Annotated in this window: 24 protein-coding genes; 11 read left to right on the top strand and 13 right to left on the bottom strand. The window is 60.1% G+C overall.

Going from position 1 to position 21468, the window contains the following annotated elements; all coding sequences use genetic code 11:
* Positions 1–28 precede the first annotated feature (28 nt).
* The 3 genes from bufB (at position 29) to cfaB (ending at position 2924) form a co-directional block, all read left to right on the top strand.
* Complete coding sequence (gene bufB / locus LRO94_RS00720) at positions 29–874, top strand: MNIO family bufferin maturase (RefSeq protein ID WP_032884506.1); 846 nt, start codon at positions 29–31, stop codon at positions 872–874.
* Entirely contained in the window at positions 865–1653 is a 789-nt protein-coding gene (locus LRO94_RS00715) for an HvfC/BufC N-terminal domain-containing protein (protein ID WP_095185256.1), read from the top strand. The genes bufB and LRO94_RS00715 overlap by 10 nt, the downstream gene beginning before the upstream one ends.
* An 86-nt stretch (positions 1654–1739) precedes the next feature.
* On the top strand, positions 1740–2924 hold the full coding sequence (gene cfaB / locus LRO94_RS00710) for a C17 cyclopropane fatty acid synthase CfaB (protein ID WP_032884504.1): 1185 nt from the start codon (positions 1740–1742) through the stop codon (positions 2922–2924).
* 138 nt (positions 2925–3062) lie between these two features.
* Here cfaB and cls read toward each other — a convergent pair whose 3' ends face one another.
* On the bottom strand, positions 3063–4502 hold the full coding sequence (cls, locus tag LRO94_RS00705; protein ID WP_095185255.1) for a cardiolipin synthase: 1440 nt from the start codon (positions 4500–4502) through the stop codon (positions 3063–3065).
* Positions 4503–4632: 130 nt separating this feature from the next.
* Here cls and LRO94_RS00700 point away from each other — a divergent pair, with 130 nt between their 5' ends.
* Entirely contained in the window at positions 4633–5154 is a 522-nt protein-coding gene (locus LRO94_RS00700) for a DUF3617 domain-containing protein (RefSeq protein WP_032884502.1), read from the top strand.
* Here LRO94_RS00700 and LRO94_RS00695 read toward each other — a convergent pair.
* Genes LRO94_RS00695 through folE2 form a run of 7 tightly spaced genes read right to left on the bottom strand, consistent with a single transcriptional unit; the run spans position 5151 to position 10770 of the window.
* Positions 5151–6488, bottom strand: a complete 1338-nt coding sequence (locus LRO94_RS00695; RefSeq protein ID WP_179179729.1) for a dihydroorotase — start codon at positions 6486–6488, stop codon at positions 5151–5153. The two genes, LRO94_RS00700 and LRO94_RS00695, sit on opposite strands and share 4 nt — an antisense overlap.
* Before the next feature lie 3 nt (positions 6489–6491).
* The gene (locus tag LRO94_RS00690) at positions 6492–7052 is read right to left on the bottom strand and encodes a gamma carbonic anhydrase family protein (protein WP_032884500.1); all 561 of its coding nucleotides are present in this window, start codon (positions 7050–7052) and stop codon (positions 6492–6494) included.
* The gene (gene hisI / locus LRO94_RS00685) at positions 7049–7462 is read right to left on the bottom strand and encodes a phosphoribosyl-AMP cyclohydrolase (RefSeq protein ID WP_122764001.1); all 414 of its coding nucleotides are present in this window, start codon (positions 7460–7462) and stop codon (positions 7049–7051) included. Before hisI ends, LRO94_RS00690 begins: the two co-directional genes overlap by 4 nt.
* Positions 7459–8337: a metal ABC transporter substrate-binding protein gene (locus LRO94_RS00680; RefSeq protein WP_032884498.1), complete on the bottom strand. Its 879-nt coding sequence runs from the start codon at positions 8335–8337 to the stop codon at positions 7459–7461. The genes hisI and LRO94_RS00680 overlap by 4 nt, the downstream gene beginning before the upstream one ends.
* An 11-nt stretch (positions 8338–8348) precedes the next feature.
* Positions 8349–9215 (bottom strand): metal ABC transporter permease, encoded by an 867-nt coding sequence (locus tag LRO94_RS00675; RefSeq protein ID WP_032884497.1) that lies wholly within the window; start codon positions 9213–9215, stop codon positions 8349–8351.
* Entirely contained in the window at positions 9215–9883 is a 669-nt protein-coding gene (locus LRO94_RS00670) for a metal ABC transporter ATP-binding protein (RefSeq protein WP_032884496.1), read from the bottom strand. Before LRO94_RS00670 ends, LRO94_RS00675 begins: the two co-directional genes overlap by 1 nt.
* Complete coding sequence (gene folE2 / locus LRO94_RS00665; protein ID WP_032884495.1) at positions 9880–10770, bottom strand: GTP cyclohydrolase FolE2; 891 nt, start codon at positions 10768–10770, stop codon at positions 9880–9882. The genes LRO94_RS00670 and folE2 overlap by 4 nt, the downstream gene beginning before the upstream one ends.
* A 128-nt stretch (positions 10771–10898) precedes the next feature.
* Here folE2 and LRO94_RS00660 point away from each other — a divergent pair, with 128 nt between their 5' ends.
* The gene (locus LRO94_RS00660) at positions 10899–12110 is read left to right on the top strand and encodes an N-acetylmuramoyl-L-alanine amidase (protein WP_179179730.1); all 1212 of its coding nucleotides are present in this window, start codon (positions 10899–10901) and stop codon (positions 12108–12110) included.
* On the opposite strand, the gene LRO94_RS00655 is transcribed toward LRO94_RS00660, so the two are convergent.
* Positions 12107–12475, bottom strand: coding sequence for a glutamine synthetase (locus LRO94_RS00655; protein ID WP_179179731.1), 369 nt, complete (start codon positions 12473–12475; stop codon positions 12107–12109). The two genes, LRO94_RS00660 and LRO94_RS00655, sit on opposite strands and share 4 nt — an antisense overlap.
* Before the next feature lie 127 nt (positions 12476–12602).
* Between LRO94_RS00655 and dksA the strand changes: the two genes are divergently transcribed.
* Genes dksA through LRO94_RS00635 form a run of 4 tightly spaced genes read left to right on the top strand, consistent with a single transcriptional unit; the run spans position 12603 to position 15891 of the window.
* Positions 12603–13007 (top strand): RNA polymerase-binding protein DksA, encoded by a 405-nt coding sequence (gene dksA / locus LRO94_RS00650; protein ID WP_032884492.1) that lies wholly within the window; start codon positions 12603–12605, stop codon positions 13005–13007.
* Positions 13008–13034: 27 nt separating this feature from the next.
* On the top strand, positions 13035–14240 hold the full coding sequence (gene zigA / locus LRO94_RS00645; RefSeq protein ID WP_032884491.1) for a zinc metallochaperone GTPase ZigA: 1206 nt from the start codon (positions 13035–13037) through the stop codon (positions 14238–14240).
* Complete coding sequence (locus tag LRO94_RS00640) at positions 14240–14884, top strand: DUF1826 domain-containing protein (RefSeq protein ID WP_179179732.1); 645 nt, start codon at positions 14240–14242, stop codon at positions 14882–14884. The genes zigA and LRO94_RS00640 overlap by 1 nt, the downstream gene beginning before the upstream one ends.
* Positions 14885–14928: 44 nt before the next feature.
* Complete coding sequence (locus LRO94_RS00635; protein ID WP_179179733.1) at positions 14929–15891, top strand: CobW family GTP-binding protein; 963 nt, start codon at positions 14929–14931, stop codon at positions 15889–15891.
* Here LRO94_RS00635 and LRO94_RS00630 read toward each other — a convergent pair.
* On the bottom strand, positions 15885–16280 hold the full coding sequence (locus tag LRO94_RS00630) for a DUF3301 domain-containing protein (protein WP_032884488.1): 396 nt from the start codon (positions 16278–16280) through the stop codon (positions 15885–15887). The genes LRO94_RS00635 and LRO94_RS00630 overlap by 7 nt on opposite strands.
* A 117-nt stretch (positions 16281–16397) precedes the next feature.
* Between LRO94_RS00630 and pdxY the strand changes: the two genes are divergently transcribed.
* Positions 16398–17270: a pyridoxal kinase PdxY gene (pdxY, locus tag LRO94_RS00625; RefSeq protein ID WP_032884487.1), complete on the top strand. Its 873-nt coding sequence runs from the start codon at positions 16398–16400 to the stop codon at positions 17268–17270.
* A gap of 128 nt (positions 17271–17398) precedes the next feature.
* On the opposite strand, the gene LRO94_RS00620 is transcribed toward pdxY, so the two are convergent.
* Positions 17399–17884: an acyl-CoA thioesterase gene (locus tag LRO94_RS00620; protein ID WP_003177014.1), complete on the bottom strand. Its 486-nt coding sequence runs from the start codon at positions 17882–17884 to the stop codon at positions 17399–17401.
* A 291-nt stretch (positions 17885–18175) separates the two neighbouring features.
* Between LRO94_RS00620 and LRO94_RS00615 the strand changes: the two genes are divergently transcribed.
* Positions 18176–19939 carry a cation:proton antiporter gene (locus LRO94_RS00615; protein ID WP_032884486.1) on the top strand — a complete coding sequence of 588 codons (1764 nt, stop codon included), beginning with the start codon at positions 18176–18178 and terminating at the stop codon, positions 19937–19939.
* 74 nt (positions 19940–20013) lie between these two features.
* Here LRO94_RS00615 and LRO94_RS00610 read toward each other — a convergent pair whose 3' ends face one another.
* Both LRO94_RS00610 and LRO94_RS00605 read right to left on the bottom strand, forming a co-directional pair.
* Entirely contained in the window at positions 20014–20421 is a 408-nt protein-coding gene (locus LRO94_RS00610) for an SMI1/KNR4 family protein (protein ID WP_017739032.1), read from the bottom strand.
* A gap of 143 nt (positions 20422–20564) precedes the next feature.
* The gene (locus tag LRO94_RS00605; protein WP_032884485.1) at positions 20565–21434 is read right to left on the bottom strand and encodes a Tim44 domain-containing protein; all 870 of its coding nucleotides are present in this window, start codon (positions 21432–21434) and stop codon (positions 20565–20567) included.
* Positions 21435–21468: the final 34 nt, after the last annotated feature.

The following is a 21468-nucleotide window of genomic DNA, read 5'->3' as shown; positions in this document are numbered from 1 at the left end:
GCGGACACACTTTCCCCAGGAGTCAGCCATGTCCGCTTCCCTTCCAAGTCTGGGTTACGGCCTGGGTTTACGCAGTGAGTACTACCAGCAGATCCTTGAACAATCGCCGGCCGTGGATTGGTTCGAAGTGATCTCCGAGAATTATCTGGTGCAGGGCGGTAAAGCCTTGTACTTCCTGGACGCGATAGCCGAGCGCTATCCCCTGGTGATGCACGGGGTGTCCCTGTCCATCGGCGGGCCCCACGCCATCGATATCGATTACCTCAAGCAGATCAAACAGCTCGCCGAGCGTATTCACCCGGCGTGGGTTTCCGATCATCTGTGCTGGAGCCGCGGCAGTGCGCACCAGTTGCACGACCTGCTGCCTCTGCCTTACACCGAAGAAAGCCTCTATCACGTCGCCAGCCGCGTTCGCCAAGTGCAGGACGTGTTGCAGCGCCCGCTGGTGCTGGAAAACGTCTCCAGTTACGTGCGTTCCAAGGCAGATGAATTCACCGAGTGGGAATTCCTCAACGCCTTGGCTCATCTGTCGGGGTGCCAGTTGTTGCTGGACGTCAATAATGTGTATGTCAGCTCTCGCAACCATGGCTTCGATGCCTGGACCTTTATTCGCAACCTGCCGCCCGACAGCATTCGTCAGCTGCATTTGGCGGGGCATATGGACTATGGCGACTACGTGGTCGATACCCACGACCATCCGGTATGTGATCCGGTGTGGGCGCTGTACCAACAGACCCTGGAGCACGTGGGGCCTGTGTCGACGCTGTTGGAGCGCGATGACCATTTTCCGCCGTTCGAAGAGCTGCTCACCGAGTTGAGCAAGGCCCGCGAACTGGGCGCCACCGCCTTGGCCAGGAGAGCGGTATGCGCCTGACCGATTGGCAGTTGGCCTTCGAACAGCATTTATTAGCCCAAACCCCCGACGCCAACAGTGGCTTTGCCGCCACTTTATTGGGCGGGCCGACGCTGGACGTAGACACGGGCCTGGCGATCTATCACAACGCCTATATCGCGCGGTTGCAGGAAGTACTGCGGCACGACTTCAGCGCCATCCTCTATTGGCTGGGGGATGATGAGTTTGCGGCGCTGACCCACGCTTATGTACGCCGTTATCCGTCGGCCCATTACAGCTTGCGTTGGTTTGGCGAACGGTTGCCGGCGTTTATCCACGAGCACCTCGTGGCCGAACAAAGTGCACCGCTGGCAGAGCTGGCTAAGTTGGAGTGGGCTTTTACCCTGGCCTTCGATGCGCCGCAGGGTCAGCCGCTGTCCCTGAATGACATGGCGCTCCTGCCGCCCGAGGACTGGCCGGATTTGCAGGTTGCCCTGACGCCGTCCGTGCAGCAGCGACTGTGTCACTTCAACAGCGTGGGCATCTGGCGTGCCAGCAAAGATGGGGCGGATTTCCCAGGCAGCTACACCTTGGACCTGGCGCAGATCTGCCTGGTATGGCGCCTTCATCATGTGTGCCATTACCGCAGCCTGGAACCTGCGGAAGCCTTAGCATTGGCCGGTATGGTGACGACCGGTTGGACCTTCGCAGAACTGTGTGAGCAGCTAGCAGTCACTTATGCAGAGGGTGCGCCGCTGCAGGCTGTTACATGGCTGAAACAGTGGGTCCAGGACGGTTTGCTCCAACGCCGAGCTCCATAGAAGAGGGCTATCAAATCGATAGCCTCCTACTTTTATTGGGATGGTCTACCCTCAGTTCAGACGTCTGAAACAAGGGGGGACTACTCATGCTCGCGCAACTTCCACCGGCCTTACAGAATCTTCAGCTACCGCTGCGTCTGCGACTCTGGGACGGCCATGAATTCAACTTGGGCCCAGAGCCCAGTGTGACCATCGTGGTGAAGGACCCCACGGTCGTCTCGCAACTGACCCATCCCACACTCGACTCACTGGGCGAAGCCTTCGTCGAGGGCAAACTGGAGCTGGAAGGTTCCATCAGCGAAGTGATCCGGGTCTGTGATGAGCTGAGTCATGCCTTGATCGAGGGCGACGGCGACAGTCATCCGGTGCGCTCGATCCACGACAAGGCCACGGATGCAGCGGCGATTTCCTACCACTACGACCTGTCCAATGAGTTCTATCAGCTGTGGCTGGATCAGGACATGGCGTACTCCTGCGGCTATTTCGAAACCGGCAGCGAATCCATCGACCAGGCCCAACAAGACAAATTCCGCCACCTGTGCCGCAAGCTACGCTTGCAGGCGGGGGAGTATTTGCTCGACGTCGGTTGCGGATGGGGCGGGCTGGCGCGGTTTGCGGCGCGGGAGTTCGGGGTGAAAGTGTTTGGCATCACCCTGAGCAAAGAGCAGTTGGTATTGGCTCGGGAGCGAGTCAAAGCCGAGGGACTGGAAGACCAGATCGACCTGCAACTGCTGGACTACCGTGATCTACCCCAGGACGGCCGATTCGACAAAGTGGTAAGCGTGGGCATGTTCGAACACGTCGGCCACGCCAACCTGGCGCAGTACTGCCAGACCCTGTTCGGTGCGGTGCGTGAAGGCGGCCTGGTGATGAACCATGGCATCACCGCCAAGCACACCGATGGCCGCCCGGTGGGCCGTGGCGCCGGGGAGTTTATCGAGCGGTACGTGTTCCCAAACGGTGAGTTGCCACACTTGGCAATGATGACCGCCGAGATCAGCGAAGTCGGGCTGGAAGTCGTCGACGTCGAAAGCCTGCGCCTTCACTACGCCCGAACCCTGGACCATTGGAGTGAGCGGCTGGAGGACAACCTGGAAGCGGCGGCCAAGATGGTGCCAGAACAGGCGTTGCGTATCTGGCGGTTGTACCTGGCCGGTTGCGCCTATGCGTTTGCACGGGGTTGGATCAACCTGCACCAGATCCTCGCGGTGAAGCCTCACGCGGATGGCAGCCATGAACTGCCGTGGACGCGGGAAGACATCTATCGCTGATCTGATGTTCCAGAAAGGTGGAGATCCAACTGTGGGAGGGGGCTTGCTCCCGATAGCGGTATATCAGTCGCCACCCGTTGACTGACCCCCCGCTATCGGGAGCAAGCCCCCTCCCACATTTTGTTTTGTGTTGTCTGGTTAAAGGATTGGTGAGATCAAGCGCGCCACACGCATCCCAAGTTGTTGCAGGCGCCGTGTTTCGCGGCTTTCTTCCTGGCTGACTTCATGGGCCTGCGCGAAGTCATCGAGCAGCATATGCTCCACCTCCTGGGCGAAGGCTTCATCGACGGTCAGCAGCATCACTTCAAAATTCAGCCGAAACGAACGGTTGTCCATGTTGGCACTGCCAATGGCGCTGATCTCGCTGTCCACCAACACCACCTTCTGATGCAGAAAGCCCGGCGTGTAGCGGAACACCCGCACTCCGGCGCGCACGGCTTCGATGGCGTAGAGGCTGGAGGCGGCATACACAATGCGGTGATCCGGCCGCGACGGCAGCAGCAGGCGCACATCCACTCCGCGTAGTACCGCCAGGCGCAGGGCGGCAAACACCGCTTCATCGGGGACGAAATACGGGCTGGTGATCCATACCCGCTCGGTCGCTGCGTGGATGGCCTCGACGAAAAACAGCGAACAGGTTTCATACGGATCGGCCGGACCGCTGGCGAGCAATTGGCAGAGCACGCCGTCTTCGGGATAGGTGTCCGGTAGGATCAGCGGCGGTAGTTCGCGCGCGGCCCAGAACCAGTCTTCGGCAAACGACTCCTGCAGGCACGCCACCACGGGACCGGTGACCTGTACATGGGTATCGCGCCACGGCGCCAATGGCGGTTTTTTGCCCAGGTATTCATCACCCACGTTATGCCCGCCGACAAACCCGGTGATGCCATCCACCACCACGATTTTGCGATGGTTGCGAAAGTTGACCTGGAAGCGGTTGAGCCATCCACTGCGGGTGGCGAAGGCCTTGACCTGCACGCCGGCGTCGCGCAGTGATTGCACGTAGCGATGGGGCAGGGCGTGACTGCCAATGCGGTCGTAGAGCACGTAGATGGCCACGCCTTGGGCAGCCTTTTCTTTCAGCAGCGTATGTAATTGGCGGCCAAGTTCATCGTCATGAATGATGAAAAACTGAAACAACACAGCGGTTTTGGCGTTGCGAATGGCTTCAAAGATCGCGCTGAAGGTGGCGTCGCCATTGATCAGCAGGCGTACTTCATTGTTGGCCAGGCACGGCATGCGACCCAGTTTGGGCATGGCGCGCAACGAGGCGTAAGCACTGGAGTTGCGCGCAGCGAGCGCCTCCTCAACCCAAGGACGCCAGTTCAGCGCGGTGATGGCGGTGTGCATTTCCTGATTGGCCTGGCGCCGCGCCTGGATATACGCGTCGAAGGTGCTGCGGCCAAAAATCAGGTAGGGGATCAACGTGAGATAGGGCATGAACATCAGCGACAAGGCCCAGGCTATCGAGCCTTGAGCGGTCCTGACGGTCAGCACCGCGTGGATCGCGGCGAGAGTCCCGAGAAAGTGCAGCGTGGCGATGAAGTAGGCGAGCAGGTGCGGGCCAAAGAAATCCATGGACGACAGTACTCCAGACAATCCAATGCCTAACAGACCATGTTCGGCTGCGAATGTCGCTATTTTATTTGGCGTGCAACACTGGCGCCTTTGCAGCGTCTAACGCCCACAATTGCCCAGGAGTTACCCGATGAATGCTCGTCTGCTCTGTTTATCCATGGTTGTTGGTTTGTCGTTGCCGGTGGCAGCGCAGGCGCAGATGCTGGCGCCGGGCTTGTGGGAATTGACCACCAGCAATATGAAAGTCGATAACCAGGACCTGCCGGACCTGTCGCTGATCCTCGGTCAGCTCAAGCAACAGATGACCCCCGAACAGCGCGCGATGCTCGAAAAGCAGGGCATCACCATGGCAGGTAAAGGCGTGCAGGTGTGCCTCACTCCAGCCCAGGTCGCCTCGGACTCAATCCCTTTGACCGACCCGCAATCGGGCTGCAAACAGGAAGTGACCGACAAAACCGGCAACCAGTGGAAATTCCGTTTCAGCTGCCCGAAAGCTCAGGGCACCGGAGTCGCCACTTTCCAAAGCCAGAAAGAATTCACCACGACCGTCAACGGCACCTTCAATGCCACCGGCATTCAGCAGAAGGGCAGCCTGGACACTCACGCCCAGTGGCTGGGCAACGATTGCGGTACGGTCAAACCACGCGCTTAACGCAGAAAGTGCAGCGGCAAACCCTGGCAGCTGTCGACCACCTTGCCGTTGTGCCAGGCCAGGTGGCCGGAGACCAGGGTGGTGCTGACGCTGTGGCGAAAGCTGCGCTCTGCAAAGGGCGTCCAGCCGCAGCGGGCAAGAATCGGCTCATCCCTGACCGGCTTACCTTCGGGCTCGGGTTTGATCAGCACCAGGTCGGCCCAATACCCTTCACGCAGATAACCACGGTCCGGGATAGCAAACAGGTCGGCGACCCGGTGGCTGGTCTTCGCGACCAGCGTGGCCAGCGGCAGCAGCCCGTCTGCCACCAGCTCCAGTAACGCCGGCAGCGCATGTTGCACCAGGGGCAATCCCGACGGCGCTTCGCGATAAGCCAGGTGTTTTTGCGCCCAGGTATGCGGCGCGTGGTCTGTGCCAATCACATCCAAACGATCATTCAATAACGCCTGGCGCAACGCGTCGCGGTCGGCGCGGGTCTTGATCGCCGGGTTGCATTTGATCTGATGGCCGAGGCGGTGATAGTCCCGGTCATCGAACAGCAAGTGGTGCACACAGACTTCAGCGGTGATGCGTTTTTGTGCCAGGGGCTTGTCTTCAAACAGAGCCAATTCGCGCGCGCTGGTGAGGTGCAGCACATGCAGGCGCGTGCCGTGGCGCTGGGCTAACTCCACCGCGAAAGAGGACGAGCGATAGCAGGCCTCGGCGTCGCGGATCAGGGGGTGCGCGACGGCGGGGATGTCATCGCCGAAACGCTCGCGCAAGCGCCGCTCGTTGGCCTGGATACTGGGCGTGTGTTCGCAGTGAGCCAGGAGGATGGTCGGGACTTCGGCAAACAGACGCTCCAGGATCCGTGGGTCGTCCACCAGCATATTGCCGGTGGACGCACCCATGAACACTTTGACTCCCGCCACCTCGCAGGGGTCGAGGGCGGCGACGATGTCGAGATTGTCGTTACTTACCCCGAAGTGAAAGCCGTAGTTGACCACCGAGTGCAGGGCCGCGCGGCGTTTTTTATCGGCCAGCGCCTCCAGGTTCAGGGTGGGCGGGTTGGTGTTGGGCATGTCCATCACACTGGTGATGCCGCCAGCCGCGGCCGCGCGGGACTCACTGTAGAAACTGCCTTTGTCCGGCGCGCCGGGGTCACGAAAGTGCACCTGGTCGTCGATCATGCCCGGCAGCAGCCATTGCCCCTTGGCGTCGATGGCCAGCGGCGCATTACAGCCGGTGATGCTGCTGGCGATCTTTTCGATGCGGCCATTGGCGACCAGCACGTCGGCGTCGAAAATCTGGCCCTCGTTGACCAGGCGGGCGTTGCGGATCAGCAGGCGGCTCATGGCTTAGAACTCGTTTTGCAGGGCTTTGTAACCGCGCACCAAGTCGACGTTGGTAAGTGCCACGTCTTCGGAAAACTCCGAGGCGCTGACGCTCACCGGTGGGAATTGCGACAGGTCGGTATTCGGTCCGATGCGGGTAGTGGAGGGCACGTAGAACGCGGCGGGTAAATCACGACCGTCGACCACCGAGTTATGGCGCACCACGCACCCATCGCCCACGGCGCAGTTGAACAGCACGCTGTTGAAACCGATGAATACGCGGTCGCCAACTGAGCAAGGGCCGTGGACGATGGAGCGGTGGGCGATGGAGGTGAACTCACCGATGGTCACTGCCGCGCCGGATTTGGAGTGGATGACCACACCGTCCTGGATATTGGAATTGGCGCCGATGGTGATCGGATCCATGGCGCCGCTGGCGTCGACTTCGTCTGCGCGGATCACCGCATACGGGCCGACGAAGACGTTCTCGCCAATGATGACCTTGCCGCAGATGATGGCGGTCTTGTCGACGTAGGCCGATTCGGCAATCACTGGCAGATCGCCGGAAGGGTTCTTGCGGATCATGCGCTGGGCTCCGTGATGATGTGGACGTAGTCGCCATCAATGGCGTTGTAGAAACAGGTGGGCCGGCCTGTGTGGCAAGCCGGGCCGAGTTGGTTGACGATCAGCAGCACCGCGTCGCCGTCGCAATCCAGGCGTGCTTCCACCAACTGCTGCCAGTGACCGGAGCGTTCACCTTTGCGCCACAGTTGCTGGCGCGAGCGTGACCAGTAGCAAACTTGCCCGGTAGCGAGGGTTTCGGTAAGGGCCCGGCGGTTCATCCAGGCCAGCATCAATACCTCGCCGCTGCTGTGTTGCTGGGCGATGGCGGCAATCAGGCCATCGCTGTTCCATGGCAGGGCATCGAGTACCGGTTTGAGTGGGAAGCGACTGCCTTTGGCAGCCCCTTCCAGTTCGAGCATGCTCAGGTTCATGGCTTGCTCAGGGCGGCGCACAAGGTGTTGAGGTTGTATTCGAACAGCCCTGTAAACGTGCTGGCCGGGCCTTCGGCGGCGAGGGCGTCGGAGTACAGCGTGCCGCCGATCTGCGCGCCGCTTTCGTCGGCGATTTGCTTGAGCAGGCGCGAGTCCTTGATGTTTTCCATGAACACGGCTTTGACCTTGTCTTTGCGGATCTGTGTGATCAGCGCAGCGACTTCAGCGGCAGAGGGTTCACGTTCGGTAGACAGGCCTTGGGGGGCGAGGAACTGAATGCCATAGGCCTGGCCCAGGTAACCGAAAGCGTCATGGGAGGTGACGATGCGGCGGTTGCCTGGGGGCAGAGCACTGAACTTGGTCTTGGCTTCGGCCAGCAGGCGGTAGATTTCTTTAAGGTAGGTTTGGCTGTTGCGCAGGTAGTCGGCCTTGTTGGCCGGGTCGGCAGCCACCAGCGCCTTGGTGATGTTGTTCACATAGATTTCAGCGTTGGCCAGGTTATGCCAAGCGTGCGGGTCGGGGATGGTTTCGCCATCCTCTTCCATGGTGTGGGAGATCACGCCTTTGCTGGCGGTGACCACCGTGGCTTTGGTTTCGGTGCTGGTGACTAAGCGGTCCAGCCAGGGTTCGAAACCGAGGCCGTTCTTGATGATCAGCTTGGCCTTGAGCAGCGCCTTGGCATCGTCCGGTGTGGGCTCGTAGGTGTGGGCGTCGGCATCCGGGCCGACCATGTTGCTGATCTGAATGTGGTCGCCACCGATCTGGTGCGTAATGTCATTGAGAATACTGAAGCTGGTGACCACCTGGAGTTTGTCGGCGGCCTGGGCCATCGACAGCGGCAGCAGCAGGCTGAACAGCACGAGTAGAGCGCGCATCGGGAGACACCTCATTGGGATGTAAGCAGGGGCGGGCGGCGCATCAAACCGTGCACCGGACCGAAGACCACGGACAGCAGGTACCCAGCGCCAGCCACCAGCACAATCGCCGGGCCGCTGGGCAGTGAGTAGTAGAACGACAACAACAAACCAAGCCATACCGACAGGCATCCCAGCACCGCCGACACCGCAATCAACACCGGCAGGCGCCGGCTCCAGAAACGTGAAGCGATGGCGGGTAACATCATCAGACCCACCACCATCAACGCCCCGATGGCCTGGAAACCGATCACCAGATTCAGCACCACCAGGGTTAAAAACAGCCCATGGGCCAGCGGGCCAAGGCGGCTGACGGTTTGCAGGAACAGCGGGTCGAGGGTGTCCAGCAGCAGTGGTTTGTAGATCAGTCCCATGGCGACCAGGCTGAACCCGGACACCCAGAGCATTCCGGTAAGGGTGGTTGCGTCGACGGCCAAGGCAGAGCCGAACAGCAAGTGCAAAAGATCCAGGCGTTTACCGGCGAGGCCGAGGATCAGTACGCCAGCGGCAAGGGAAATGGGGTAGATGGCGGCGAGGCTGGCGTCTTCGCGCAGGCCGGTACGGCGAGTGATCCAAGCGGAGAGGCCAGCCATGCTCAGGCCGGCGCCGAGGCCGCCGATGGTCAGCGCCGGCAGGCTGAGCCCGGCGAACCAGAAACCCAGCGCAGCGCCGGGCAGGATGCCGTGGGCCACGGCGTCACCGATCAGGCTCATGCGGCGCAGGATCAGGAAGACACCCAGCGGGGCAGTGCTGCACGCGAGTACAAGTCCGCCGATCAATGCGCGGCGCATAAAGACGAAGTCGAGGAAGGGCATCCATAAGTGGGCGGCGAAGTGCATCAGGCCACCTGCATCTGGGGCTGCGGGCGGATCAGCTCTTTGCTATCGCCGAACACACAACCGGTGTTTTTGATTTGCAGCACTTGCTCGGTGTGGTGGCGTACGGACGCCAAATCGTGGCAAACGATGACCAGCGTGCGGCCTTCGGCATGCCAGGCGTGGATATGTTTCCAGCACAGCGTCTGGCCGTCCTCATCGAGGGCTGCGTGGGGTTCATCGAGCAGCAACACCGGCGAATCGGCCAAACTCATGCGGGCGAGTAGGGCGCGTTGCAATTGGCCGCCGGACAACGCCATCAGCGGGCGCTGTTCCAGGCCACTGAGGCACCAGTCTTCCAGCACTGCTTGCAGGCGCTGATTGCGTTGTTGCGGGGGGAGTCGGGTGCCCCAGAAACCGGCGGCGACCAGTTCTTGCAGGCTAATGGGGAATTGGCGGTCAAGGTGTTGCTGCTGAGGCAGGAACGCTAGGCCGCCCCGGCGTGGAACATCGACGACCACCTTGCCGGCCAGCGGCTTTTGCAGCCCGGCGATGACTTTGAGCAGGCTACTTTTGCCGCAGCCATTGGGGCCGATTACGCCGGTGAGGCTACCTTTTTCCAGGATGAGATCTATGGCGGGTGTGAGTGGTTGTCCGGGGGCGCCCCAGCGCAAAGCGTTGCAGGTGATCATTCAGGGTGTCTCGTCCAGCGGCTTTCAGCCACGGCATCGTGCGCGTGCAGGCTTTCGGCGTGGATCACTTTGAGGTGGAAGGCGTTGACGGCATCCGAGCGTTTCAAGGCGAGGTTCAGGCGGCGGGCGGCGTCTTCGCAGAACATTAGGTTCTGTCCGTTGGCCAGGGCGAAGGCTTGTTCGTCTGCACGTTTCACAGCGGTTTGTACGGCGGTGCCGAGTGCAGCTTCGGCGTCGTTGATGATGTCGGTCAGCGCCAGTTGCTCGCCTCGCAGGTGTACGTGCAACTGCGCGCTGCTGCGCTGGCTGTGGGGTGTGGCGACGATGCCGTCTGCGCTACCGAGCCAGGTCAGTACGTCTTCATGCTGCAACGGCGTGTCAGCGAAGTCTTCGAGAAATTGCTGCTGAATCAACTGCCTGGCCAGGGCAGCGGAACAGGGGCAAGTTGAGGAATAAGTAACGTTAATTTTTAGTTCCACGTGGAACATCTGATTTTCCAGGCGCGCTTCGATGCTGACTGGGTAGCCTTTCCAGCCAGCTAAGGGGCTGACCAGCGCCGGGCGTTTCAACAGCAAATTCGTGTGCAGACGCAGGTAGGCGTTCTTAGATAAATCTTCATGACTGTCGAGAAAACGCTGAAGTACATTGCGCAGAAGTGCAGGCGTGAGGGGCTGCTGGTCGAGCATCTCCAGTGCCAGGTAAAGGCGTGACATATGAATGCCACGGGCGGTGCCGTCATCCAGGCTCACGCCGGCATCGGCGGTGGCGGTCAGGCGCTGACCGTCGATCAGGATTGGCAGGGCGATGCCGCACATGCCGACCCAGTCGAGTGGCAAGGCTTGGCGTGAAGCCTGCGCGGCGATATCCGGCAGAGTCAGCGCGTTCATGAGCAGGTCCATCGTTGGAAATAATTCGACATGTTATAGTATAACAATAGGGTCTACGATGAATTTTCTGTCGTAGCCTTTTTTCAGTCATGTCGAGTACGGACGCTCCTTTATCTGCGGTATTTGTCATGCACAGACGTCAGCTTCTCAATCTGCTCTTGGCCAGCCCCTTTTTTGTTTTGCCGTTCACGGCCCACGCCACGCAGATTCGTAACGCGCGTTTATGGCACTCAGATGACAAGCTGCGGTTGGTGTTCGACCTCAGCGGTCCGGTGCAGTACAAGACCTTCTCCCTGACGGCGCCGGAGCGCCTGATCATCGACCTGAGCGGCGCGGTTCTCAGTGGCGACTTTTCTCAACTGGAGTTGAAGAACACCGGAATCACCTCGATTCGCTCGGGGCATTTCGGCAAATCGGATACGCGCATCGTGCTCGATCTGGCCGCACCGATGCGGCTCACCAGCTTTGTGTTGCCGCCTCAGGAGGGTCAGGGGCATCGCCTGGTGCTCGATCTCACTGGCGCCACTCAGGCGCCACGTCAAATCGCGGCTGAACGTGCGCCCTTGGTGGCGCCAGTGGAAAAGGCGCATCCCAAGCGCGACATCATGGTGGTGGTTGACCCCGGCCACGGCGGCAAAGACCCGGGCGCTATCGGCTCCAAGGGCCAGCGCGAAAAAGACGTGGTGTTGTCCATCGCCCAACTGCTGGCCAAGCGTTTGAAGCGCGAGAAGGGCTTTGACGTGAAACTGGTGCGCAACGACGATTTCTTCGTGCCGTTGCGCAAGCGCGTGGACATCGCCCGTCAGCACAAGGCCGATATGTTTATCTCGGTGCACGCCGATGCTGCGCCGCGGCTCACCGCTTCAGGGGCGTCGGTGTATGCGCTGTCGGAGGGCGGCGCGACCTCGGCCACCGCACGCTTTATGGCCCAGCGCGAAAACGGCGCGGACCTGTTGGGCGCTACCACGTTGCTCAATCTGAAGGATAAAGACCCGATGCTGGCCGGCGTGATTCTCGACATGTCGATGAACGCCACCATCGCCTCAAGCCTGCAACTGGGCAGTTCGGTGCTCGGGAGCCTGCAAAGCATTACCAGCCTGCATCAGAAACGTGTGGAACAGGCCGCGTTTGCAGTGCTCAAGTCACCGGATGTGCCCTCGATCCTGGTGGAGACGGGCTTTATCTCCAATGCCCGAGACGCCCAGCGCTTGGTGACGGCGCGTCATCAACAGGCGGTGGCGGATGGCTTGTTCGATGGCCTGAAAAACTACTTCCAGAAGAATCCGCCGATGAACAGTTACATGGCGTGGGTGCAGGAACAAAAGAATGGTCAGGCCTAACAGCCGGTAATGCGGCTGCAGGTGAACTTGGCGCTGGCCCCGCCGGAGCTGGAGAAGCGATTGATCGTGGTCCAACCCACGCGCCGCGTGTAGCCGACCCACGCCTCCCCATCTGACGCCAAACCAGTAAAAAACGTCAGTTGCCCATAACGGCTGTTGGTCTGTGCCCAATAGCGTTTGCCGATCACCTCGAAACCGCGCAAATACGTGGTTCTGCCCTCGGTCGACACACTGTAGGCGTTGCCCAGAGGGTCGACACAGGCCAGCAGGTTGGCGCTGCGCGTGCAGTTGGCCAGCAGGCTGGGCGCTTGGGCGCAAGCAGTCCCGGCCGCTGCCAGTAACAGGGCGCACAACAGGTATTTCATAAGGTTTCTCGGGGCAGGGATGCGTTCAAGCATTGCCCTCTTTGTCGAAGCGAGCAAGGGGGGATTGGATTATTTGTATTGTTATACTATAACATTGAAAAACAGCCTGACCCGTGAACCTCTCCCCATGACTGAACAAGACCTGCTGACCCAACCGCCTGCCGACTACATGAATGAAGCCCAGCATGGCTTCTTCCGCGAACTGTTGTTGGCTCAGCGCACTGAACTGCAAGCGCGTATCGAAGGCGAATTCCTGGTGCTGCGCGAGCAGGAAACCAACAGCGACCCGGCTGACGTGGGCAGCGCCGAAGAGCAGCGCCAATGGCAACTGCGCCTGCTGGAACGGGAGAAGAAGCTGCTGGACAAGATCGACGACGCCCTCGAACTGCTGGCCCGTGGCGAATATGGCTGGTGCCGCGAAACCGGCGAACCCATCGGCCTGCAACGTCTTCTGCTACGTCCCACCGCCACCCTGTGTATCGAAGCCAAAGAACGTGAAGAGCTGCGCGAACGCCACAAACGGGCGATTTGACCGGCCAACCCTGATGAGGATTACCTGATGCCCAATCGTCTCCCCGTTACCGTGTTATCTGGCTTTCTCGGCGCCGGTAAAAGCACATTGCTCAACTATGTCCTGCGCAACCGCGAAAATCTGCGCGTGGCGGTGATCGTCAACGACATGAGTGAAATCAACATCGACGGCAGCGAGGTGCAGCGTGACGTCACCCTCAACCGTTCCGAAGAAAAGCTGGTGGAGATGAGCAACGGCTGTATCTGCTGCACCTTGCGTGAAGACTTGCTTGAAGAAGTCGGAAAACTCGCCAAGGAAGGTCGGTTCGATTACTTGTTGATTGAATCCACCGGTATCTCCGAACCGCTGCCGGTGGCAGAAACCTTCACCTTTCGCGATGAAAACGACCGAAGCCTGGCCGATGTTGCGCGCCTGGATACCATGGTTACCGTGGTCGATGGCATGAACTTCTTGCTCGACTACCAGGCCGCCGAAAGCCTGGCCTCGCGGGGCGAAACCCTCGGGGAAGAAGACGAGCGTTCAATCACCGACCTGTTGATCGAGCAGATCGAATTCGCCGACGTCATCTTGATCAGCAAGATCGACCTGATCAGCAGCAGCGAACGCGAAGAGCTGATGGCTATCCTTGAGCGCCTCAATGCTCAGGCGGAAATCATCCCGATGGTCATGGGCGAGGTGCCGCTGCACAAGATCCTCAACACCGGCCGCTTTGACTTCGAGCGTGCGGCCCAAGCGCCAGGCTGGTTGCAGGAGCTGCGCGGTGAGCATGTACCGGAAACCGAAGAATATGGCATCGCGTCCATGGCCTATCGCGCACGCCGACCGTTCCATCCGCAACGCTTCTTCGACTTTATCGATCGACCTTGGGTAAACGGCAAACTGCTGCGCTCAAAGGGCTTTTTCTGGCTGGCCAGCAAGCATCAGGACGCCGGTAGCTGGTCCCAGGCAGGCGGCCTGATGCGTCACGGGTTTGCCGGACGCTGGTGGCGTTTCGTACCGAAAAGCCAATGGCCACAAGACCAAGAAAGCGTCGCGGCGATTATGGGCAACTGGCAACTGAGCACCGGCGACTGCCGCCAGGAACTGGTGTTTATCGGGCAGAACATCGACTTCGCCCACATGCGCGTCGAGTTGGATGCGTGCTTGCTCACCGATGAAGAAATGGCCCTTGGCGTGGAAGGGTGGCGCCTTTTGGCTGATCCGTTTGGTCCCTGGTATGAAGAGGCAGCCTGATGCTGGCACCGGCTATCCCCCTGCGCCCCGTGATTCGCCAGACCCGCGGTGAAACCCCGCTGGCGTTGTCCGACATCCTCGAAGACGGCGTGAACCTGGCGCTATGGCAGCGCCAGTTGCCGCTGCATATCGCTGAGTTCGGCGCCTTGCTGGTGGCACTCAACGAGCCGTTGGCTGATTCGATCGTGATCGAACTCAACAGCGAAGACGCCAAGCCGAACTTGCGAGGATTGGCGTCCAGTTGCCGCGATCTTGAAGGTTATGAAGGCTTTGTCGCCGATGTGTCGTGGCTGGTCAGTGCTTTTGCCTGTCTGCTCGGCGCCAAGCGCATAGGCGTTCGTCTGCGATTGTTGGATAAAGCCATGTGCCCGCGTTTTCACGTCGATCATGTGCCGGTGCGGCTGATCACCACCTATGCAGGTATCGGCAGCCAGTGGTTGCGTGAAGGGGTAATGGACCGGCGCAAACTCAGCCAAGCGGACGCCGAGCCCAGCGAGCGCATTGAGCAGATTCAGTGCGGTGAAGTGGCACTGCTCAAGGGCACCAAATGGCATGGCAACGAAGGCCACGGCCTGATCCACCGCTCCCCCGCGCTGAAAGCGGATGAGCGCCGATTGATTCTGACGCTGGATTGGCTCGCGTAACCGCGTAGGATCAAACGCTCTACACGGTCCGAACGATGGCACTTATGCTGCAGAACATTCCCACCCACGTGATTGCCGGGCCCCTGGGCGCTGGCAAGACCAGCCTGATCAAGCACCTGCTCGCCCAACGCCCGGCCAACGAGCGCTGGGCGGTGCTGATTAATGAGTTTGGGCAGATCGGCCTGGATGCTGCGTTGCTGACCCAGGACGACGACGGCATTGCCTTGGGCGAGGTCGCCGGTGGCTGCCTGTGTTGTGTGAATGGCGCACCGTTCCAGGTAGGCCTGGGCCGGTTGCTGCGTAAGGCCAAGCCGGATCGGTTGTTTATCGAACCCTCGGGCCTGGGTCATCCTGCGCAGTTGCTCCAGCAGTTGCGCGAAGCGCCGTGGCAGACGGTGCTTGCGGTTCAGCCTTGTGTGCTGGTGCTGGATGCCCAAGCGCTGGCTGCGGGCAAACCCTTGCCGCCAGCGCAGCAGGAAGCGTTGGCCAGTGCCGGACTGTTGGTGTTGAACAAGGATGAGGGGCTGGATGCTGAGCAACGCGAGGCCGTCGAACGACAGCTACCCGACCGTGGCATTTATTGGACGCGGCAGGCGTACGTGCCGCTCGGCAAACTGCCAGGTTTGAATGCGCAGGCTGAAGAGGCTGTGGATAACGTCGAGGTGCCCAAGGGGCTGGCTCAATTGCCGGCTATCTGGAGCGATCCGGCATTGCCGATCTGCCTGAGCCAGGCCCAGGAGGGCGGTTGGAGTATCGGTTGGCGCTGGCACCCGAGCCAGAAATTCGATTCCGTGCGTCTGCACCTGTGGCTGACATCGCTTGAGTGGCGCCGCGCCAAACTGGTTATCCACAGCCGTGATGGGTGGATATCGGCCAACGCTGTGGATAACAGCCCGCTCGCCTGGCACCCCAGTGAATGGCGCCGCGACTCACGTATCGAATTGATCTTCAGCACACCACAGGATATGGCTGCATTGCAGGCCGCGCTGACTGCCTGCCGTTACTGACGGTTTTTAGTCGCATGGTTCTGACGCCATTGGCTCAGCTCAATGACTTCAGCACTGGGCAGCGCTTCCTTGGCCTCGAACGGGTAGGGCGCCAGTTCGATCTGCGCGCTATGGGCGCCAAACTGCGTGATGGTCCCGCTGTGACGGGTCTCGCCCGTGACGGTGAACTCGAAATTATAGATACGCGCCAGACGCCGCCGGCCATTGGCGTCCTTCACAAAACCGATGCGTTTCAACGCTACGGCACCGTCGAGCAATTCGATATCGAGCTTGGCGCAATGCTGCTTCACCCGCGCGAGCGCCCGTTCGCGCAGGCCGTGGTTGTGCCAAACCCAGGCGGCGCCGGTCGCCAGCAGCATCAACACGAAGATGTTTCCCAGGGTCAGCATGCGAAAAACTCCAACAAAGTGAGAGCAGCTTAACTGTGTCGCTGGCCTGTCGTACAGGCTGTGTTTAGTCGCATACTGCGCGGCCAGAATTTCAATGGCTTTACGGAAATCCCCTGCATGAAACGCACACCTCATCTGCTTGCGATCCAGTCTCATGTGGTCTTTGGCCACGCCGGAAACAGCGCCGCCGTGTTCCCCATGCAGCGGGTCGGGGTGAACGTCTGGCCGCTTAACACTGTGCAGTTCTCCAACCACACCCAGTATGGCCAGTGGGCGGGCGAAGTGTTGGCGCCGCAGCAAATTCCGGCGTTGGTGGAAGGGATTGCCGCCATCGGTGAGTTGGGCAACTGTGATGCGGTGCTGTCCGGCTATCTGGGCAGCGCGGCCCAGGGCCGGGCGATTCTCACCGGTGTGGCGCGTATTAAAGCGATCAATCCCAAGGCCTTGTACCTGTGCGACCCGGTAATGGGTCATCCTGAAAAAGGCTGCATCGTGCCCCAGGAAGTCAGCGATTTCCTGCTCGATGAAGCCGTCGCCATGGCCGACTTCCTGTGCCCCAACCAACTGGAATTGGACAGCTTTGCCGGGCGCAAACCGCAGTCGCTGTTCGATTGTCTGGCTATGGCTAAGGCGTTGCTGGCTCGCGGGCCTAAAGCCGTGTTGGTCAAACACTTGGATTACCCGGGCAAGTTGCCGGATGGTTTCGAGATGCTGCTGGTGACCGCCGACGGCAGCTGGCACCTGCGTCGACCGCTGCTGGCGTTCCCGCGCCAACCGGTGGGCGTGGGCGACCTGACCTCGGGGTTGTTCCTGGCGCGGGTGTTGTTAGGCGACAGCCTGCTGGCCGCGTTTGAATTCACCGCAGCGGCCGTGCACGAAGTGCTGCTGGAAACCCAGGCTTGCGCCAGTTACGAGTTGGAGTTGGTGCGGGCCCAGGATCGCATTGCCCACCCACGTGTGCGCTTTGAAGCCACCCCGATCGGATTGTAAGTACACAACACCCAATGTAGGAGGGGGCTTGCTCCCGATGGCGGTGTATCAGCTACCTAAGTAATGGCTGACCCACTGCAATCGGGGGCAAGCCCCCCACATTTTTGATCGGGTTTGCGGCTTGGGACTTACAGCGCGTCTGCCTTGATTTCCTGGTAGCGCTTCTCCAGCTCCTGGCGAATCTGCCGGCGTTGCTGGGCCTGCACGAACCGGCGCTTGTCTTCACTGTTATGGGGTTGCAGCGGTGGTACGGCAGCGGGTTTACGCTGGTCGTCCACGGCCACCATGGTGAAGAAGCAGCTGTTGGTATGACGCACCGAGCGCTCGCGGATGTTCTCGGTCACCACCTTGATGCCCACTTCCATCGACGTATTGCCGGTGTAGTTGACCGATGCAAGGAACGTCACCAATTCGCCGACATGGATCGGTTCGCGAAAAATCACCTGATCCACCGACAACGTCACCACATAGCGACCGGCATAACGGCTCGCACAGGCGTAGGCCACTTCGTCGAGGTACTTGAGCAGGGTGCCGCCGTGGACATTGCCTGAGAAGTTGGCCATGTCAGGGGTCATCAATACCGTCATCGACAGCTGGGCGTTTCCGGGTTCCATAACACACTCACGGGTTGTAGGCATTGGTTGGGGTGCACCTCTGCGGGTGCTGGAATCTTTGCAGCGCCATCCCTTACGGGACGCCAGTGGGCGGCTTGCCGTCACGCCTGCACCGATCTGTTTCCATATATTGCACCGGCTTTCTGCTGGAAGTCGCGGTGTTAACCTTCAAAAGCCCATGTCAGGGCATTTCTTACGATCAAGGCAGACTTTTCCTTCCGCACTTTGCGCATTTTCATGTGCGTGGGCGGAAGTGGGAAAAGCGCCAGTACCCTCAAGGAGCCCCTCGCCATGCACGCCATCAGCTTTATCCAGGACTTGGCCGTGATCATGCTGGTGGCAGGGGTGGTCACCATCCTGTTTCACCGCCTCAAGCAGCCGGTGGTGCTGGGTTACATCGTCGCCGGCTTCATCATCGGTCCCCACACGCCACCGTTCGGTCTGATCCACGACGAAGACACCATCAAGACCCTCGCCGAGCTAGGGGTGATCTTCCTGATGTTCTGCCTGGGCCTGGAGTTCAGCCTGCGCAAGTTGTTCAAGGTGGGCGCGACGGCGTTTATCGCAGCCTTCCTGGAAATCATCCTGATGATCTGGATCGGCTACGAAATCGGCCGCTGGTTCGACTGGAACACCATGGACTCACTCTTCCTCGGCGCGATCCTGGCGATTTCCTCGACCACCATCATCGTCAAGGCCCTCAATGACCTGAAAATGAAGAACCAGCGTTTTGCCCAGCTGATTTTCGGCGTGTTGATCGTTGAAGACATCCTTGGCATCGGCATCATCGCCTTGCTGTCGAGCATCGCCGTCAGCGGCACCGTGAGCTCCGGCGAGGTGTTCTCCACCGTCGGCAAGCTCTCGCTGTTCATGATCGTCGCCTTGGTGATTGGCATCTTGCTGGTGCCGCGTCTGCTGGCTTACGTAGCTAAGTTCGAAAGCAATGAGATGCTGCTGATCACCGTATTGGGCCTGTGCTTCGGCTTTTGCCTGCTGGTGGTCAAGCTGGAATACAGCATGGTGCTGGGGGCTTTCCTGATCGGCGCGATCATGGCCGAGTCCAAGCAGTTGATTAAGATAGAACGCCTGATCGAGCCGGTTCGCGACATGTTCAGCGCCATCTTTTTTGTGGCGATTGGCTTGATGATTGACCCGCAGATCCTGCTGCAATATGCCTGGCCAATCGCGGTAATCACCGTGGCCGTGGTGCTGGGCAAGATGCTGTCCTGCGGCCTGGGCGCATTTATCGCCGGTAATGACGGCCGCACCTCACTGCGCGTGGGCATGGGGCTGTCACAGATTGGCGAGTTCTCCTTCATTATCGCCGCGCTGGGCATGACCTTGCAGGTAACCAGTGACTTCCTGTATCCGGTGGCGGTGGCGGTTTCGGCGATCACTACACTGCTCACGCCCTACCTGATTCGCGGTGCTGATCCCCTGTCGCTGAAGATTGCGGCAGTGATGCCCAAGCGCATGAGTCGGGTCTTCGGGATGTACGGCGAGTGGTTGCGCAGCATTCAGCCTCAGGGCGAGGGCGCGATGCTAGCGTCGATGATCCGCAAGATCATCCTGCAAGTAGGGGTGAACCTCGCGCTGGTGATCGCGATCTTCTTCGCTGGCAGCTTTTTTGCGGTGCGCATTGGCGGGTATCTGGAGGGTTGGATCAGTGATCCGAGCTGGCAGAAGGCGTTGATCTGGGGAGGGGCGTTGTTGTTGTCGCTGCCGTTCTTGATAGCGGCTTACCGCAAGCTCAAGGCGCTGTCGATGCTGCTGGCGGAAATGAGCGTGAAGCCGGAAATGGCCGGGCGACATACCCAGCGTGTGCGAAGGGTAATCTCGGAGCTGATCCCGATTCTGTCGTTGCTGGTGATCTTTCTGCTATTGGCAGCCTTGTCGGCCAGCATTTTGCCGACCAACAAGTTGCTGGTGCTGATTGCAGTAGTCGCGGCGGCGGTAGCGGCCGTTCTGTGGCGCTGGTTCATTCGCGTGCATACGCGGATGCAGGTGGCCTTGCTGGAGACTCTGGATAATCACAAGGACACGTCGGAGCACTAAGGTGCTGCGGTGCATTCGCTTGTGGCGAGCGAGCTTGCTCGCCACAAAAACCGGTCCGCCACGGGTGACAGGACTCAGCTTTCCAGCCAAACATCCCGCGCCCAGTGCCACACCGATTCCCACGTTTCTTCGGTGACGAGTTCTTCTTCGCCGGACCACAACACCACGGTGCCGTCTTCTTCAACGCAGTAGTAGTCGTCGCCGTCCTGGCAGATCGGGATCATGCTGCGGTCAACGCCGGCATCCCAGGCGTTGGCTGCCACATCCGGCAGGTACGTGTGGGATTGCGGGTCGGTGACGGTCACCGGTTCCAGGCTGCCGTACACCACATCGCTGACGGTCAGCAGGAATTCACGGAAGACAAACGGGATGTCGATGAACAGTTGTTCTTCGATTTCCACCAGTTGATCTTCGTCAGGCAGTTCCAGAGGAACCGGGACCGGTTCGTTGGCTTCACGCAATTGTTCGATGATTTCTTCCACGGCCGGGATCCTCTTGCTAGATGGCGCGGTTTATAGGGGCGTTTTATACAGTAGCTCGCTATAAGTGCAACCGTGAAATAGAAAACCCCGGACATGAGACATGTCCGGGGTTTTTCGTTACGGCGTGCTCAAGCGCGTGGGTATCAGCCGTTTTGGCGAATACCGGCGACCAGCCATGGCTGGTTCTCGCCTTGAGGGCGTTCCATGTTCCAGCTTTCGCTGAACACTTCGCCCTGGTCGAAACGCGAGGTCTTCGACACACCGCTGAAGGTCAGGGTAGCGATGGTCTTGTCGGCGCGATCATCCACACCGTCCAACTGAACGCGCAGGTCGTCAATGTAGGTCGACTGGAACGCGTCGCCGATCTCGGCACGTTCGCGTTTGAGGAACTCCAGCAGTTGCGGGGTCACGAACTCGGCGATCTTGTCCATTTCGTTGGCGTCCCAGTGTTGCTGCAGGGACTGGAAGTGGCTGCGGGCCGCTTCGACGAAGCGCTCTTCATTGAACCAGGCCGGTGCGTTGATCACCGGACGGGCCGCAGCAGGCGCTGCCGAACCACCAAAGATCGAGCCCATGGCTGGTTTCTGCTCGAACACTTCACGCTGCATTGGCGCGCCGGCTGGAGCCAGGTGCTCCTGCTGCTTGCGGCGACGGGCGGCGATAAAGCGGAAGACCAGGAAGGCGATGACGGCCATGATCAGGATGTCGAAGATCTGCATGCCCTCGAAGCCGCCGCCCATGAACATGGAGGCGAGCAGGCCACCGGCCGCGATACCGGCCAGAGGGCCAAGCCAGCGTGAAGCACCGCCAGCCTTGGCTGCGGCGCCAGCAGCACCGGCTGCGCCTGCGGAAGCGGCAGCACCGCCTGCACCGGCGGATGGAGCCATTTGGCTGGTCTGGTGAGTCGGTGCCGCACCCGAGCTTTTGCCGCCACCGAAGCGTTTGGCGTTGGCGTCGAGGCTCATCGTCAGGCCGATGCACAACGCCATGGCGATGCTAAGAAAACGTTTCATAAAGGGAATTCCCATTTGTGGATTGCACGCGCGC

The sequence above is a fragment of the Pseudomonas sivasensis genome (genome assembly GCF_021391435.1).
GTDB classification, from domain to species: domain Bacteria; phylum Pseudomonadota; class Gammaproteobacteria; order Pseudomonadales; family Pseudomonadaceae; genus Aquipseudomonas; species Aquipseudomonas sivasensis.
The sequence above is the reverse complement of the archived record's forward strand: the minus strand, read 5'-3'. Positions and strand labels throughout refer to the sequence as shown.

Excerpts from the sequence above, each read along its gene's own strand:
- bufB (WP_032884506.1), top strand. The coding sequence starts at position 29 with ATGTCCGCTTCCCTTCCAAGTCTGGGTTACGGCCTGGGTTTACGCAGT.
- LRO94_RS00715 (WP_095185256.1), top strand. The coding sequence starts at position 865 with ATGCGCCTGACCGATTGGCAGTTGGCCTTCGAACAGCATTTATTAGCC.
- cfaB (WP_032884504.1), top strand. The coding sequence starts at position 1,740 with ATGCTCGCGCAACTTCCACCGGCCTTACAGAATCTTCAGCTACCGCTG.
- cls (WP_095185255.1), bottom strand. The coding sequence starts at position 4,502 with ATGGATTTCTTTGGCCCGCACCTGCTCGCCTACTTCATCGCCACGCTG.
- LRO94_RS00700 (WP_032884502.1), top strand. The coding sequence starts at position 4,633 with ATGAATGCTCGTCTGCTCTGTTTATCCATGGTTGTTGGTTTGTCGTTG.
- LRO94_RS00695 (WP_179179729.1), bottom strand. The coding sequence starts at position 6,488 with ATGAGCCGCCTGCTGATCCGCAACGCCCGCCTGGTCAACGAGGGCCAG.
- LRO94_RS00690 (WP_032884500.1), bottom strand. The coding sequence starts at position 7,052 with ATGATCCGCAAGAACCCTTCCGGCGATCTGCCAGTGATTGCCGAATCG.
- hisI (WP_122764001.1), bottom strand. The coding sequence starts at position 7,462 with ATGAACCTGAGCATGCTCGAACTGGAAGGGGCTGCCAAAGGCAGTCGC.
- LRO94_RS00680 (WP_032884498.1), bottom strand. The coding sequence starts at position 8,337 with ATGCGCGCTCTACTCGTGCTGTTCAGCCTGCTGCTGCCGCTGTCGATG.
- LRO94_RS00675 (WP_032884497.1), bottom strand. The coding sequence starts at position 9,215 with ATGCACTTCGCCGCCCACTTATGGATGCCCTTCCTCGACTTCGTCTTT.
- LRO94_RS00670 (WP_032884496.1), bottom strand. The coding sequence starts at position 9,883 with ATGATCACCTGCAACGCTTTGCGCTGGGGCGCCCCCGGACAACCACTC.
- folE2 (WP_032884495.1), bottom strand. The coding sequence starts at position 10,770 with ATGAACGCGCTGACTCTGCCGGATATCGCCGCGCAGGCTTCACGCCAA.
- LRO94_RS00660 (WP_179179730.1), top strand. The coding sequence starts at position 10,899 with ATGCACAGACGTCAGCTTCTCAATCTGCTCTTGGCCAGCCCCTTTTTT.
- LRO94_RS00655 (WP_179179731.1), bottom strand. The coding sequence starts at position 12,475 with ATGAAATACCTGTTGTGCGCCCTGTTACTGGCAGCGGCCGGGACTGCT.
- dksA (WP_032884492.1), top strand. The coding sequence starts at position 12,603 with ATGACTGAACAAGACCTGCTGACCCAACCGCCTGCCGACTACATGAAT.
- zigA (WP_032884491.1), top strand. The coding sequence starts at position 13,035 with ATGCCCAATCGTCTCCCCGTTACCGTGTTATCTGGCTTTCTCGGCGCC.
- LRO94_RS00640 (WP_179179732.1), top strand. The coding sequence starts at position 14,240 with ATGCTGGCACCGGCTATCCCCCTGCGCCCCGTGATTCGCCAGACCCGC.
- LRO94_RS00635 (WP_179179733.1), top strand. The coding sequence starts at position 14,929 with ATGCTGCAGAACATTCCCACCCACGTGATTGCCGGGCCCCTGGGCGCT.
- LRO94_RS00630 (WP_032884488.1), bottom strand. The coding sequence starts at position 16,280 with ATGCTGACCCTGGGAAACATCTTCGTGTTGATGCTGCTGGCGACCGGC.
- pdxY (WP_032884487.1), top strand. The coding sequence starts at position 16,398 with ATGAAACGCACACCTCATCTGCTTGCGATCCAGTCTCATGTGGTCTTT.
- LRO94_RS00620 (WP_003177014.1), bottom strand. The coding sequence starts at position 17,884 with ATGGAACCCGGAAACGCCCAGCTGTCGATGACGGTATTGATGACCCCT.
- LRO94_RS00615 (WP_032884486.1), top strand. The coding sequence starts at position 18,176 with ATGCACGCCATCAGCTTTATCCAGGACTTGGCCGTGATCATGCTGGTG.
- LRO94_RS00605 (WP_032884485.1), bottom strand. The coding sequence starts at position 21,434 with ATGAAACGTTTTCTTAGCATCGCCATGGCGTTGTGCATCGGCCTGACG.